Source organism: Nonomuraea sp. NPDC001684 (assembly GCF_053596515.1).
Genome location: NZ_JBSFGJ010000002.1, coordinates 35,896 through 48,876, shown reverse-complemented (window position 1 = coordinate 48,876; position 12,981 = coordinate 35,896). Strand labels below are relative to the sequence as shown.

At 70.0% G+C, this 12,981-nt stretch carries 14 protein-coding genes; 8 read left to right on the top strand and 6 right to left on the bottom strand.

Going from position 1 to position 12,981, the window contains the following annotated elements:
- Positions 1 to 61 precede the first annotated feature (61 nt).
- Both ACWCSD_RS01010 and ACWCSD_RS01005 read right to left on the bottom strand, forming a co-directional pair.
- Positions 62 to 1,135, bottom strand: a complete 1,074-nt coding sequence (locus ACWCSD_RS01010) for a CapA family protein (protein WP_449912303.1) — start codon at positions 1,133 to 1,135, stop codon at positions 62 to 64.
- Between the two features lie 59 nt (positions 1,136 to 1,194).
- Entirely contained in the window at positions 1,195 to 2,022 is an 828-nt protein-coding gene (locus tag ACWCSD_RS01005; RefSeq protein WP_449912301.1) for a helix-turn-helix transcriptional regulator, read from the bottom strand.
- 109 nt (positions 2,023 to 2,131) lie between these two features.
- Here ACWCSD_RS01005 and ACWCSD_RS01000 point away from each other — a divergent pair, with 109 nt between their 5' ends.
- Both ACWCSD_RS01000 and ACWCSD_RS00995 read left to right on the top strand, forming a co-directional pair.
- On the top strand, positions 2,132 to 3,532 hold the full coding sequence (locus ACWCSD_RS01000; RefSeq protein WP_449912299.1) for an MFS transporter: 1,401 nt from the start codon (positions 2,132 to 2,134) through the stop codon (positions 3,530 to 3,532).
- A gap of 178 nt (positions 3,533 to 3,710) precedes the next feature.
- Entirely contained in the window at positions 3,711 to 4,217 is a 507-nt protein-coding gene (locus ACWCSD_RS00995) for a DUF6082 family protein (protein WP_397154659.1), read from the top strand.
- A gap of 33 nt (positions 4,218 to 4,250) precedes the next feature.
- Here ACWCSD_RS00995 and ACWCSD_RS00990 read toward each other — a convergent pair whose 3' ends face one another.
- A complete protein-coding gene (locus ACWCSD_RS00990; protein ID WP_397154661.1) occupies positions 4,251 to 4,469 on the bottom strand; it encodes a DUF397 domain-containing protein in 219 nt (72 codons plus the stop codon).
- Positions 4,470 to 4,524: 55 nt separating this feature from the next.
- Complete coding sequence (locus tag ACWCSD_RS00985) at positions 4,525 to 5,388, bottom strand: helix-turn-helix domain-containing protein (RefSeq protein ID WP_352319091.1); 864 nt, start codon at positions 5,386 to 5,388, stop codon at positions 4,525 to 4,527.
- A 667-nt stretch (positions 5,389 to 6,055) separates the two neighbouring features.
- Here ACWCSD_RS00985 and ACWCSD_RS00980 point away from each other — a divergent pair.
- The 6 genes from ACWCSD_RS00980 (at position 6,056) to ACWCSD_RS00955 (ending at position 11,683) form a co-directional block, all read left to right on the top strand.
- Entirely contained in the window at positions 6,056 to 6,271 is a 216-nt protein-coding gene (locus tag ACWCSD_RS00980) for a hypothetical protein (protein ID WP_358290371.1), read from the top strand.
- Between the two features lies 1 nt (position 6,272).
- Positions 6,273 to 6,923: a hypothetical protein gene (locus tag ACWCSD_RS00975; RefSeq protein ID WP_397154663.1), complete on the top strand. Its 651-nt coding sequence runs from the start codon at positions 6,273 to 6,275 to the stop codon at positions 6,921 to 6,923.
- Positions 6,924 to 7,042: 119 nt separating this feature from the next.
- Positions 7,043 to 9,259 carry a molybdopterin-dependent oxidoreductase gene (locus tag ACWCSD_RS00970; protein ID WP_449912295.1) on the top strand — a complete coding sequence of 739 codons (2,217 nt, stop codon included), beginning with the start codon at positions 7,043 to 7,045 and terminating at the stop codon, positions 9,257 to 9,259.
- Between the two features lies 1 nt (position 9,260).
- Positions 9,261 to 9,872: an HD domain-containing protein gene (locus ACWCSD_RS00965; protein ID WP_352319099.1), complete on the top strand. Its 612-nt coding sequence runs from the start codon at positions 9,261 to 9,263 to the stop codon at positions 9,870 to 9,872.
- Positions 9,873 to 9,992: 120 nt separating this feature from the next.
- Positions 9,993 to 10,814: a Rieske 2Fe-2S domain-containing protein gene (locus tag ACWCSD_RS00960; RefSeq protein WP_358290383.1), complete on the top strand. Its 822-nt coding sequence runs from the start codon at positions 9,993 to 9,995 to the stop codon at positions 10,812 to 10,814.
- A gap of 29 nt (positions 10,815 to 10,843) precedes the next feature.
- A complete protein-coding gene (locus ACWCSD_RS00955; protein ID WP_449912292.1) occupies positions 10,844 to 11,683 on the top strand; it encodes an NAD(P)H-binding protein in 840 nt (279 codons plus the stop codon).
- Here ACWCSD_RS00955 and ACWCSD_RS00950 read toward each other — a convergent pair.
- Both ACWCSD_RS00950 and ACWCSD_RS00945 read right to left on the bottom strand, forming a co-directional pair.
- Complete coding sequence (locus tag ACWCSD_RS00950; RefSeq protein WP_352319104.1) at positions 11,680 to 11,910, bottom strand: hypothetical protein; 231 nt, start codon at positions 11,908 to 11,910, stop codon at positions 11,680 to 11,682. The genes ACWCSD_RS00955 and ACWCSD_RS00950 overlap by 4 nt on opposite strands.
- A 51-nt stretch (positions 11,911 to 11,961) precedes the next feature.
- Complete coding sequence (locus ACWCSD_RS00945) at positions 11,962 to 12,888, bottom strand: SPFH domain-containing protein (RefSeq protein ID WP_449912290.1); 927 nt, start codon at positions 12,886 to 12,888, stop codon at positions 11,962 to 11,964.
- Between the last annotated feature and the right edge of the window lie 93 nt (positions 12,889 to 12,981).

The following is a 12,981-nucleotide window of genomic DNA, read 5'->3' as shown; positions in this document are numbered from 1 at the left end:
CCGGACTCGACCTGCCGCATGGCGACCTCCTATTGGACGGACTGTCCAGAGGATAGATCGATCATGGCCGCGCTGCCAGCCCCGAGCACGCGCGCAGCGCCTTCCAGTCGCTCACGGCCTGGGTCCTGGCCGTGCCCGTCATCGGGATCGGGATGCCGCCCTGGATCGTGGCCGGGGTCCACTGGTCCTTGAGCACCTTGCGGCCGTTGATCGTCAACGTCAGCACGCCCGTCCTGCCCGTGGTGCCCGGGGTGGAGTTGTAGAAGACGAAGTTGCCCATGCCGTAGCTGACGTAGGCGTTGTCCAGGTATCCGGCGCCGAGCAGGATGTGCGCGTGCCCGCCGACCACGACGTCGGCGCCCGCCGCGACCAGCTTGGGGGCGAGCGAGCGCTGGGCCTCGTTGGGGCACTTCTGCATCTCGGTGCCCCAGTGCAGGTGCACGATGACGGTGTCGGAGTTCTTGCGCGCCTGGCGTACCGCCTTCAGCAGGCTCGCCTCGTCCTTGGCCGAGGCGAGTCCGCCCTTGTCGGCCGTGGCCGTCCACGACTGGATGAACTCGGCGTCGAGCACCTGCGTCGCGCCGATGATCGCCACCCGGTTGCCGTTCACCGTCTTGTGGAAGGGTTTGTAGGCCTGCGCGGCGTTCGCCCCGATGCCCACGATGGGGAACTTGCTGCGCTTGATGGCCGCCAGCGAGTCGGCCAGGCCGCTCTCCATGTAGTCCATGCCGTGGTTGTTGGCCATGGACGCGACGTCCACCCCGGCCGCCTTGAGCGCGTTGAACGCGGTCGCCGGCGCGCGGAAGGTGAACTGCTTGCCGGGCGCGGGCGTCCCGGCCGTGGTGATGGCGGTCTCCAGGTTGACCATCGTCAGGTCGGCCTTGCGCAGCACGTTCGCGATGGGCCCGAGGGCGGTGCCCGGGTTGGCGAGCCTGCCGCGCAGGACGCCCTCGAAGTGCACGTCGCCGCCGAAGGAGATGGTGAACGGCCGGCGCGCGGGCTTCGGCTTCGAGCTCGGCGACTCGGCCGCCTGCTGCTCGACCTGCTTGCTCTGCGGCTCTTTGTCAGGTGCCGACGAACATGCCGCGAGGGAGGCGGCGACGACCAGCACCGGTAGGACACGGGGGAGTCTCATCTACCGCCATTTCCGCTCGATCCAGACTTTTACGGATCGAGCATTCTATGGGCGGCAGATTAGGACTTGGTACCCATCAACCAGGTCAAAGCGGACCTAGTGGCGTCGTCCTTGGGGCTGTAGACGACGAGCCGCGTCTCCGGGGCGGCGGAGACGTTCAGGCTGGTCGTGCTGAAGCGGAGGTCGCCGGCGACCTCGTGCTTGAAGACCTTCACGCGGGGGCCCGGCTCGGCCACGTCCTGCCTGGCCCACATGCGGGCGAACTCGGCGCTCTCCGCGCTCAGCCGCCGCACGAAGTCCTGCCAGCAGGGGTCGTCGGCGTGCCGGCTGTAGGCGCCCCTGAAGACCGCGACCGCGCGCGGCAGCTCCGACTCGCGGTTGACGAGGGTGGTCGCGGCGTGCGGGTTGACGAACGTCTGCCACAACGAGTTCCGCTCGCCGTCCGGGGCCCCGACGACGTGCGGGAACAGGGTGGCGTAGGCGGCGTTCCAGGCCAGCAGGTCAGAACGGCTGTTGGTGACGGACGCGGGCATGTCGCCGAGCTGGTCGAGGATGCCCTGCATCTCGGGCGGCATGCGACTGGCGTCGGCGACGGCGGGGGGCTCGGCCTGACCGGTGAGCCGGTAGAGGTGCTGACGCTCGGCGTTGTCCAGCATGAGCGTACGGGCGACGGCGTCGATCACCTGGCCGCTGACGTTGATCGGCCGGCCCTGCTCCAGCCACGTGTACCAGGTGACGCCCACCCCGGCGAGCTGGGCGACCTCCTCGCGGCGCAGCCCCGGCGTACGCCTGCGGGGGCCCGGCGCGAGGTTCACCATCTCGGGGGTGATGCGCTCCCGGCGGGTCCGGAGGAACGCCGCCAGATCCGTACGTCTTGCCTCGGTCACGGTCACACCTCCACTATGGGGGCATCCGCGCACACTTATCCAGGTGCCGCCAATACCAGTATAAAGGGACTCTCGTTACTGGTATCGGATTCGCACAATAATGAAACACATGACCGAATCCGCCACTGTCACCACTCCTGTCCAGGTCACCCCACCGGACAGGGCCAAGGCCAGCGGTCTGCTCCTCGCAGTGATCCTCGTCGGGCAGTTCCTGGCCATCCTCAACGTCAACATCGTCAACGTGGCCACCCCGACCATCGAGGCGGACCTGCACTCCTCCGGCGCGGGGCTGCAGATGATCGTCGCCGGTTACACCATTGTCTATGCCGTCCTCTTGATCACCGGCGCCCGGATCGGCGACCTCTTCGGTTATCGCAACGCCTTCCTCGGCGGTCTGGCCGTATTCACCGTCACCACGCTCGGCGCCGGTCTCGCGCCCTCGACGGGCTGGCTGATCGGCTTCCGCCTCGCCCAGGGCGCCGGCGCGGCCATGATGATGCCGCAGGTGCTGACCCTGATCCAGCGCAACTACCAGGGCGCGGCCCGCGGCCGGGCGATCGGGCTCTGGTCACTGGTGATCAGCGGCGGCATCGTCGTGGGCCAGGCGCTCGGCGGCATCCTGCTCGGTTTCGGCGCCGGCTGGCGGGTGGTGTTCCTGGTGCTCGTGCCGGTCGGGGCGGTGCTGCTCGGCATCGGGTTCCGTGCCCTGCCCGCCGACGAGGGCGGCGGCAGGACCGGGCTCGACCCGTGGGGCCTGGTGACCCTGTCGGCGGCCGTGCTGCTGTTCGTGGTGCCGCTGGTGCTCGGACGTGACCTGGGCTGGCCCGTCTGGGGCTGGGTGTCGATGGGGCTCAGTGTCGTGATGTTCGTGGCGTTCGTCCGGGTCGAGCGCTGGGTGACCGGCCGGGGCGGGCGTCCGCTGGTGGACGCCAAGGTGCTGGCCGCGCCCGGCATGCGTCCCGGCCTGGCGATCCTGCTGTTCGGCCCGGCGACGTGGGGCGCGTTCCTGTTCACCTCGGCCCTGCACCTCCAGGGCGACCTGCACCTGTCCCCGCTCGGCTCGGGCATGATGCTGGTGCCGTGCGCGCTCGCCTTCGGCATCGTCGGCCTGCTGTGGCCGCGGCTGCCGGCTGGGCTGCAGCGCCCGCTCGTCCCGGTCGGCTACGTGGTGGCCGCGCCCGCCTACCTCGGCCTCGGCCTCGCCGCCGACGGCGGCGTCCTGTACGCCGCCATGAGCGCCCTCATCGGCGCCGGGCTCGGCGTGCAGGTGGCGGTGACCAACATGGCGACCGAGCAGGTGGACGGCGCGTACGCGGCGGACGCGAGCGGCGCGCTGCTCACCGTGATGCAGCTCGGCCAGGTCATCGGCGTCTCGACCGTGGGCACCCTGTTCATCTCGCTGAGCCAGGGCCACGGCACCGTCTCGGCCTCCCTCATGGCCGCCGTCGCGATGGCGGGCCTGGCCGTCCTGGCGGGCCTGAGCAGCCTCTTCCTGATCCGCCGCCGCTGACGTGCCGGCCGGCGACGATCGCTCCCGCCCGGTCGCCGACGTCGCCGGTTCGCCTTCACGGGCCGCGGACCCTTCGTCACCATGTAGGCATGGCATCCCGATCTCCGCGGCGGTCGCCCCTGCTGACCCTCCTCCTGGCAGCAGCCGCCTGCCTCATCGCCGCGGCTCCATAGGTCTCGTGCAGGCCAAGGAGATGCGGCTGTCACGCTCGGCCGCCAACCGCGCCCACCACCTCCAGCTCATGCAGCTCCAGATGACCCATCCGGTGTTGCGACGCGGGTTGGGGCTGCCGGCCAACGGCCTCGACCCGCGTCTGCACATCTACCTCAACCTTGTCATGTCGCACTGGGAAGCGGCTTTTGTGCTCGGCGAGATGTCCGAGCGCGTGCTCATCGCGCATGCCCGCAACGAGTTCTTCTCCACCTCGGCAGGCGGGCGCTTCTGGGAGAGCACGCGTGATTACCGACGCGCGACCGCGGACGACAAAACCGCCCTGCGATTCGTCGACGCGATCGACGACGCCTGGCGGCAGAGCAGGACATCAGGGCCGGATCACTTGCTCGTCGGCCCCGCTCGTCCTGCCGTGCTGAACGCTGCGGCGGCGGCTGGGGGCCGGATCTGGGAAACCTTACGAGGCGGGACGAGCCGGCGAACTCGGACCGAGCCTCGTCGTGGGCGGCCCTGAAGGTTGTGTCGTCAACTCGTCAGGGCCGCTTGTTCACCCGGCGGCGAGGGTCTGCAGGTCGAACTCGCCGTCACGCACCCCTGCGGTGAAGGCGGCCCACTCGGACGGCGTGAAGACGAGCACGGGGCCGTCCTCCACCTTGCTGTCCCGCAGGGCGACGTTGCCGTCTGCCAGCGGTGCAACCTCGACACAAGCGGTCGCACCATTACAGAAGGTGCTCTTTCGCCAGCTCGGGATCGTACTGGTGTGCATTTTCTCCCCAAAAGGATATAAGCGGGCCCCATTGCCCGCCTACTGAGACCGCGCTCTAGCGCCGCCACAACATGGCTTTGCGTTGGATGAGTACGCGGGATTCGTCCTCGTCGAGTGCCTCTGCCCACATGTGGTCAAAAGCGTTCTCATAACCGGCGACTCGTTCGAGGTCCTCTACGAAGTGAGCAGTGTACAAGTGCTCCAAATAGACGACATCGTCGAAACCGGTGAACTTCAGGTGAATGAACGCCCCGGTATTGACCGGATGGAGCGAGTCCAGCGGCAACACCCGGACGTTGACGTGCGGCAACAGGGAGACCTCGATGAGGTGTTCCATCTGCTCCCGCATGACCGAGGGCTCCCCGAAGCGCCGCATCAGCACCGCTTCGTCGAGCACCACGTTGAGGCGGCAGGGATCGGGCCGGTGCAGAACCCGTTGCTGCCGGTCTAGGCGGGCCTCGACGCGACTGCGCACGCCGCTGTGCGTGATCCGGACGATTCCGCGCGCGGAGAGGATGACCTCTCGCGCGTAGTCCTCGGTCTGGAGGAGACCGGACACCAACTGGGGTTCCCAGTTGCGCTGAACCGTCGCCTCCGCCTCCAGCCCGAGAAGCCTGATGTACTCCTCGGGAAGGGAGTCTTCATAATCTTCCCACCACCCACGCTGCTCCGCATCTCGCAGGAGGCCGAAGAGTTCGTCAAGTCTGTCGCCGTCGAGGCTGTAGAGCTCGCCCAACGCCTTGATGTCGGCGGCGCTGGGCATGGTCTTCGCGGCTTCGATGCGGCTGACCTTGCTGGCCGACCAGCCGAGCTCGCGCGCCGCCCGGGCCCCGGTGAACTTCCGTCGTTCGCGAAGGAGGCGCAACTCCTGGCCTAGGCGGAGCCTGCGCACTGTCGGACTGCCCTGCTGCGATGGCACCGTCCACTCTCCTTGTCGGGAATGAAGGTGTGGCGGGAACGGATCGTTTGGCAACCCGGTTTGTGGGCCGTTCACTCAATCTTACACTGCAACTTGCACGAACTCTGCCGCATGGGGTTGCCCGAAGGCTTTCACGGAGAGAGCGTGGGAGCAAGACAAGGCTTCACGTAGGTATAGAGGTCAGGGGGAGGATTTACGGCCGTCCTGGAGGTCCCGTGTGCGCCTGACAGAACGCGTGCAAGTTGCACGGCAACTAGAACGGCAATCTGCGAAGAAACTTAATTCTTCCCTTGCTCGATGTATTGCAGCATCACCGAACGCGGAGGACGATCGAGCCAGGAGGGTTCTCGTCCGACGAGGGGAGGCCGGGATGACGAAACGGCCCCGCACGTCGGACTCTCCGCTCACGATCGGGCGCCCGCGCGAGGGCCGCCTCACCGGCAACGGAGCCGTCCCGGATTCGAATGTCCAGCCAAGGGAGGCCGCTTGCCGGAAGGACCGTCCCATCGCCTGAAAAGCGTGTCGCTCATCGGAGCACGAAGAAATTGCCGGGCCGAGACCGGATCCGCGTTCGCCGCATATGGGCTGCCACCCTGCGGCGGGACGGGACCCGACCTGCGACCCGGCGAAGAAGCCACCTCTGGAAATGCCGCGAAAGGGGTCTTCTATGTACTCACAAGGTACCAAGGGGCTCGGCCGAATCAAGTCCCGGATCCGGGATCTGATCGCATGGACGGACCGCGAGATCTGCATGGAGCCGGACGAGTTCGCCATCTACCGGGGCTGGACGGTCACCAGGACCGGCTTCGGCGCCCGCGCCTACCGCGACCCGCGTTTCGACCAGCTCACGGTGGCGTCACGGGTGCCCGAGGAGGTGTCCTGACGTGTCGAGGAACCCGCGCAACCAGATCTACCCGGCCGTCGAGGACCTCCCGGGCGCGGGCGGCGGGGGCCCGCTGACGCGGATCTGGCGCGTCCGGAGCGAGCTCATGGCGCTCGGCGGGCTGGGGCTGTTGGTCCTGGCTCTGCTGGGCGTCGCGCGGGGCGGCCACTGGGTGCCGTTCGTCCTGCTGAGCAGCGCCGTCTCCGTGCCCGCCGCCACCAGGGCCGGCCGCAACCGGGCCCTGGCCCACTTCTGGTGCGTGGTCTCCCGCCACCGCCTGCAGCGGCTCTGCCTGGAGACGACCATGCACACCCGGTCGGGACGGATCCCGCTGGTGCTCTGGATCACGCCGTCGGCCAGGGGCGAGAAGGCGCTGGTCATGACGCGGGCGGGCATCTCGGCCGAGGAGTTCGACGCGTACGCCGAGGAGATCGCGGCGGCCTGCTGGGCCAGGAGCGCGACCGTCCACAGGCACCGCGACCGGGCCCACCTGCTGCTGGTGGAGATCGTCCGGCGGGACGAGCTGCCCGGCGTGACCGCTCCCGGCCTGGACCGCCTGTACGGCCGCCGCTCCTGGACGCCGCTGCGGTCCGGCCTTGAGGAGCCGCACGATCTGCGCACGCCGCCGGCGTTGCCGCAGGTCGTCCGATGACCTAGGGAAAGCGGGACATCTCCCTAGGAACGGCCCCGGGGACCGCGGGGGCTCCCGGGGCTTCCCCATGCGCACGGGACGGGCCAAGATGAGTTCACCTGGCGAACTCAGGAGTCGCGATGACCTCGACCGTCCACCGCACCTGTCCCCTCTGCGAGGCCGTCTGCGGCCTGACGCTCACCCTCGACGACGGCGGTCACGTCACCGGCGTCCGCGGCGACCGGGACGACCCGTTCAGCAAAGGGTTCATCTGCCCCAAGGGCGCGAGCCTGGGCCGCCTCGACGAGGACCCCGACCGGCTGCGCAAGCCGCTGATCCGCGAGGGCGACCAGTGGCGCGAGGCGAGCTGGGAGGAGGCGTTCGAGGCCGTCCGGCAGGGCCTGGCCCGCGTCACCGAGCGGCACGGACGCCGGTCGGTGGCGGTCTACCTGGGCAACCCCAACGCCCACACGATGGCCGGCGGCCTCTACGCCGGGCCGCTGGTCAAGGCGCTCGGCACCCGGAACGTCTTCACCGCCGCCACCGCCGACCAGATGCCCAAGCACGTCGCCAGCGGCCTGATGTTCGGCCACCCGCTGGCCGTCCCGGTGCCCGACCTGGACCGGACCGACTTCCTGCTGATGCTGGGCGCCAACCCGCTGGAGTCGAACGGCTCGCTGTGCACCGCCCCCGACTTCCCCGGCCGGCTGAAGGCCCTGCGCCGGCGCGGCGGCAGGCTCGTCGTGGTGGACCCGCGCCGGACCAGGACGGCGGCGCTGGCCGACGAGCACGTCTTCGTCCGGCCGGGCTCGGACGCGTACCTGTTGTTCGGGATCGTGCACACGCTGTTCGCCGAGGACCTGGCCAGGCCGTGGCACGAGGTCAACGGGCTGGCCGAGGTGCGCGAGGCGGCCAAGCACTTCCCGCCGGAGGCGGTCTCCCGGCGTACCGGCGTGCCGGCCGCGGCGATCGTCCGGCTGGCCAGGGAGCTGGCCGGCGCGCGGACGGCCGCCGTGTACGCCCGGATGGGCACCTGCACGACCGAGTTCGGCACGCTGGCCCAGTGGCTCGTGGACGTGCTCAACGTGCTCACCGGCAACCTCGACCGGCCCGGCGGGGCCATGTTCCCCAAGCCGGCGACCGAGTTCGGGGCGCGGCGGCGGCCGTACGCGGTGGGCCGGTGGCGCAGCCGGGTGCGGGGGCTGCCCGAGTCCAACGGCGAGCTGCCCGTGGCCACGCTGGCCGACGAGATCGAGACGCCGGGCGAGGGCCAGGTCAGGATGCTGGTCACGGTCGCGGGCAACCCGGTGTTGTCCGCGCCGCACGGCGACCGGCTGGAGGCGGCCTTCGCCGGGCTCGACTTCATGGTGAGCGTCGATCCGTACCTGAACGAGACCACCCGGCACGCGCACGTGATCCTGCCGCCGCCGCGGGTGCTGCAGTCGGGCCACTACGACTTCGCGCTGCTCGGGTTCGCCGTACGCAACTACGCCCGTTACTCGCGCCCCGCGCTGCCGCTGGACGGACGGCCCAGCGAGGCCCGGATCCTGGCCAGGCTGGCCGTGATCGCGTCCGGCATGGAAGGGCCGGGAGGGCCGGACGGGCCGGCGGCGGACCTGGACGAGTTCCTGATCGGCGAGATGCTGCGCAAGGCCGTGCAGACGCCCGGCTCCGGCGTCGAGGGACACGACGTGGCCGCGCTGCGGGCCGCGCTGGAGGGCGAGACGGGCGCCGAGCGCAGGCTGGACCTCATGCTCCGGCTCGGCCCGTACGGCGAATGGGCCGGCAAGGGCGACCTGTCGCTGCGCAAGCTGCTCGACCACCCGCACGGCCTGGACCTCGGCGCGCTGGAGCCGCGGCTGCCCGAGGTGCTGAAGACCGCCTCCGGCGTGATCGAGCTGGCCCCGCCGCAGCTCCTCGACGACATCGAGCGCCTGCGCGGCGGGCTGGCGGCCGAGCCGCCGGACATCGTGCTGATCGGGCGGCGGCACCTGCGCTCCAACAACAGCTGGCTGCACAACGTGGGCCCGCTGGTCGGCGGCACCAACACCTGCACGCTGCAGATCAACCCCGCCGACGTGGCCAGGCTGGGCCTGGCCGGCCAGGCCGTGGTCACCTCGGCCACCGGAAGTCTCACGGTGACGCTGGAGCCCACCGACACGATCATGCCGGGCGTGGTGAGCCTGCCGCACGGCTGGGGGCACGCGGGCAGCACGCAGCAGGTGGCGGCCCAACACGCCGGTGTCAACACGAACGTGCTGACGGACGAATCCGCCCTGGATATCCCAAGTGGTAACGCAGTGTTCAACGGAGTTCCGGTCACGATTTCACCAACCGGGGTGATCACCGCACATTAGGGTGTCGCGCGTGACTATCGCGCCAGAAGAGGACCGCCTGTACGCCCAGATCGCGTTCGCCGTCGAGATCGACAAGTTGAAGCGGATCATCCGCCGCAACCATCTGATCGACGGGTCGCGGCGGGAGAACTCCGCCGAGCACTCCTGGTACGTGGGCACGCTGGCGATGGTCCTCGGCGAGCACGCCCCGCCCGGAACGGACCTCCAGCGGGTGGTGGCGATGTTACTCGTGCACGACCTGGTCGAGATCGACGCCGGCGACACCTTCGTCTACGACCACGTGGCGGTCGCCGCCCAGGCCGCCGCCGAGACCGCCGCGGCCGACCGCATCTTCGGCCTGCTCCCCGCGGAGCAGGGCGCCCGGCTGCGGGAGCTCTGGGACGAGTTCGAGGCCAGGCAGACGCCGGAGGCCAGGTTCGCCAAGGCGCTCGACCGGTTCGCGCCGATCCTGGCCAACCACCACACCGAGGGCGGCACGTGGCCGCTGTTCAAGGTGACGGCCGGCGAGGTCAGGGAGAAGGTGCGGATCATCCAGGAGGGATCGGCCTCTCTCGGCGCGTACGCGCTGGAGCTGGTAGAACTCTCCGTGGCCAGGGGACACCTCTCCGAGTGATCCCGTCAAGGCCGGGGTAGGGGACTTGTCGTGAAAGAGACAGTGCGAGCGAGACGTCGGCAATTGCGGGGTTTCGTCGGTCCGGTTGACCTCGCCGATCGACTTGAGAAGTCGAAGGCGATGGACAAACCGATCCGGGGGCTGGCCAAGGTCGTCCGCGAGCGCCTGCGTCAGGGCACTCTGCGCGACCTGCTGCACGGCGTGCCCACGGGGAAACCGCTGCACCCGCCGCTGGCCACGGTCACGCTCGGCTGCTGGCTGTCGGCCGCCGTGCTCGACCTGGCCCACGCCGACCCCAGGGCGAGCAGGCTGCTCCTGGCCACGGGCATCGTCAACGCGCTGCCCACGGCGGCGGCCGGGCTGACCGACTGGTCCTCGCTCCACCGCGAGCAGCAGCGCGTGGGCTTCGTGCACATGGCCGCCAACATGACCGCCCTGGGCCTGATGTCGGCCTCGCTGGTGGCCCGGCTGCGCGGCGCCGAGCGGGCCGGGCGCGTGTTGTCCTACGTCGGGCTCGGGCTGGGCGGGCTGGGCGGCTACCTCGGCGGCCACATGGCCTACCGGCAGGCCGCGGGGGCCAACCACGCGCCGCAGGTCGCCCATCTCGTACCGCTGGGCTGGCACGACCTGTGCCCGCTCAAGGACCTGCCCGACGGCAGGCCGGTCGCGCGCCGGCTCGGCTACATCCAGCTCTTCGTGCTGCGCCAGGGCGACGGGGTGACCGTGCTGGCCGACCGCTGCCCGCACCTGGCCGGCCCGCTGCACCAGGGCCGGCTGGTCATGGAGGACGGCGAGGCGTGCGTGGTCTGCCCGTGGCACAGCAGCACGTTCCGGCTGGCCGACGGCTCGGTGAAGCACGGTCCCGCGACCGCGCCCGCGCCCATGTTCGAGACCCGCGTCCGCCGCGACGGCACGATCCAGGTACGGCCGGGATTGACCTGAACTTAACTTGAGGTCCTACCGTCGGGGCCATGAGCAAAATTCTGGTGACCGGCGCGACCGGCAATGTGGGCAGACATGTGGTCTCCCAGCTCGCGGAGGCGGGCCTGGACGTGCGGGCCCTGGTCAGGAACCCCGACAAGGCCCGGCTCCCCGAGGGCGTGGAGGCCGTGCGCGGCGACATGACCGTGCCCGAGACCCTTGAACCGGCGCTGCGGGACGTCGAGAGCGTCTTCCTGCTGTGGCCCGGCTACTCCGAGGCGGCGACCGCGGGCGCGGTGACGATCCTCGCCAGGCACGCCCGCCGCGTGGTCTACCTGTCCGCCGACGTCGAGGACCTGGCCGACGGCGAGGAGCCGACGCTGTTCCACCAGAGTGTCGAGCGGCTGATCCGGCATTCCGGCCTGGCCTGGACGTTCCTGCGGCCCGGCGGCTTCGCCGCCAACACGCTGGGCTGGGCCGCCCAGATCCGGCAGGGCGTCGTGCGCTGGCCGTTCGGGCAGGCGGTCAGGGCGCTGATCCACGAGAAGGACATCGCCGCGGTGGCCGCGCACGTGCTCACCTCGGCCGGCCACACGGGCGGCAAGTACGTGCTCTCCGGCCCCGAGCAGCTCACCCAGGCCGAGCAGGTGCGGATCATCGGCGAGGTGGCCGGGCACGAGGTGCGCTGGGAGGAGCAGCCGCTGGACGAGGCCCGCGAGCACCTGACGGCCGCCTGGGGCGATCCCGGGTTCGTGGAGGCCGCGCTGAAGGGCTGGGGGGCGGCGGTGCACAACCCCGAGCGGGTGACCGACACGGTGGAGCGGCTGCTCGGCCGGCCCGCGCTGACCTTCCGCCAGTGGGCCGAGGACCACGTGGCGGACTTCCGCTAGTCGTCCCCGGCGGCTTCGTCGGCCGGATGCTCCACGAGGGCGAGGATCCGGCTGGACATGAAGCGGGCCGTGCGCACCGGCGTGCCGCTCCGGGTTACCTCGCTCACCTCCACCAGCCCGCGCCGGTTGGCCACCTCGACGCGCCGGCCCGCGCGGGTGGCCGTGACCTCGTAGGTTCGCGGGGAGCCGCCCGCGTCGATGACGATCTCCACCCGATCACCCTTCATGTACTGATTTATACCCACTTAGGCCGGTATTTATCCGTACATGTGTTTGAGTTATTCTTCGGGGTTCTTCGGTGCGGGCGGGGCGAACAGCCCGCCCAGCCCTTCCAGCACCTTGCCCATCTCCGAGGGCACGATCCAGACCTTGTTGGCGTCGCCCTTGGCGATCTCGGGCAGGGTCTGGAGGTACTGGTAGGCTAGGAGTCGCTGGTCGGGCTTCCCGTCGTGGATGGCCTTGAAGACCATGCCGATCGCGTCCGCCTGGCCCTTGGCGCGCATGGCCTGAGCCTCGGCGTCCGCCTGCGCCCGCAGCACGGCGGCCTCCGCCTCGCCCCTGGCGCGCAGCACGGCGGCCTGCTTGTCGCCCTCGGCGGCCAGGATCGCCGCCTGACGCTGCCCCTCGGCGGCCAGCACGGCGGCGCGCTTGTCCCGGTCGGCGCGCATCTGCTTCTCCATCGAGTCCTGGATGGAGACGGGCGGGTCGATGGCCTTCAGCTCGACCCGGTTGACCCGGATGCCCCACTTGCCGGTGGCCTCGTCGAGGCTGCCGCGCAGCTCGGTGTTGATCTCCTCGCGCGAGGTCAGCGTGCGTTCCAGGTCCATGCCGCCGACCACGTTGCGCAGCGTGGTGACGGTGAGCTGTTCGACGCCGATCAGGAAGTTCGCGATCTCGTACGTGGCCGCCTTGGGGTTGGTGACCTGGAAGTAGATCACCGTGTCGATCGACACCACCAGGTTGTCGGACGTGATCACCGGCTGCGGCGGGAACGAGACCACCTGTTCCCGCAGGTCGATCAGGCCCTTGATGCGGTCGACGAACGGGACCACCATGTTGAGCCCGGGCGTCAGCGTGCGGTGGTAGCGGCCCAGCCGTTCGATGACGGCGGCCGTGGCCTGCGGGATGATGCGGATGCTGCGGGCCACCACGAAGCCCATCGCCGCGACCACGACGAGGGCGACGACGAGCTGCTCGGTCGACATGGCGAAGCTCCGGAGTCGAGGGGACCGACTCGGTGCATGATATTTCGTTTCACCTTTAGGCGACCGATATCCGCATAAATGGTGATCCAGTGA

Bases quoted from the DNA above. Each gene is read 5' to 3' on its own strand.
- ACWCSD_RS01010 (WP_449912303.1), bottom strand. From the start codon at position 1,135: ATGAGACTCCCCCGTGTCCTACCGGTGCTGGTCGTCGCCGCCTCCCTC.
- ACWCSD_RS01000 (WP_449912299.1), top strand. From the start codon at position 2,132: ATGACCGAATCCGCCACTGTCACCACTCCTGTCCAGGTCACCCCACCG.
- ACWCSD_RS00990 (WP_397154661.1), bottom strand. From the start codon at position 4,469: ATGCACACCAGTACGATCCCGAGCTGGCGAAAGAGCACCTTCTGTAAT.
- ACWCSD_RS00980 (WP_358290371.1), top strand. From the start codon at position 6,056: ATGTACTCACAAGGTACCAAGGGGCTCGGCCGAATCAAGTCCCGGATC.
- ACWCSD_RS00970 (WP_449912295.1), top strand. From the start codon at position 7,043: ATGACCTCGACCGTCCACCGCACCTGTCCCCTCTGCGAGGCCGTCTGC.
- ACWCSD_RS00960 (WP_358290383.1), top strand. From the start codon at position 9,993: ATGGACAAACCGATCCGGGGGCTGGCCAAGGTCGTCCGCGAGCGCCTG.
- ACWCSD_RS00955 (WP_449912292.1), top strand. From the start codon at position 10,844: ATGAGCAAAATTCTGGTGACCGGCGCGACCGGCAATGTGGGCAGACAT.
- ACWCSD_RS00950 (WP_352319104.1), bottom strand. From the start codon at position 11,910: ATGAAGGGTGATCGGGTGGAGATCGTCATCGACGCGGGCGGCTCCCCG.
- ACWCSD_RS00945 (WP_449912290.1), bottom strand. From the start codon at position 12,888: ATGTCGACCGAGCAGCTCGTCGTCGCCCTCGTCGTGGTCGCGGCGATG.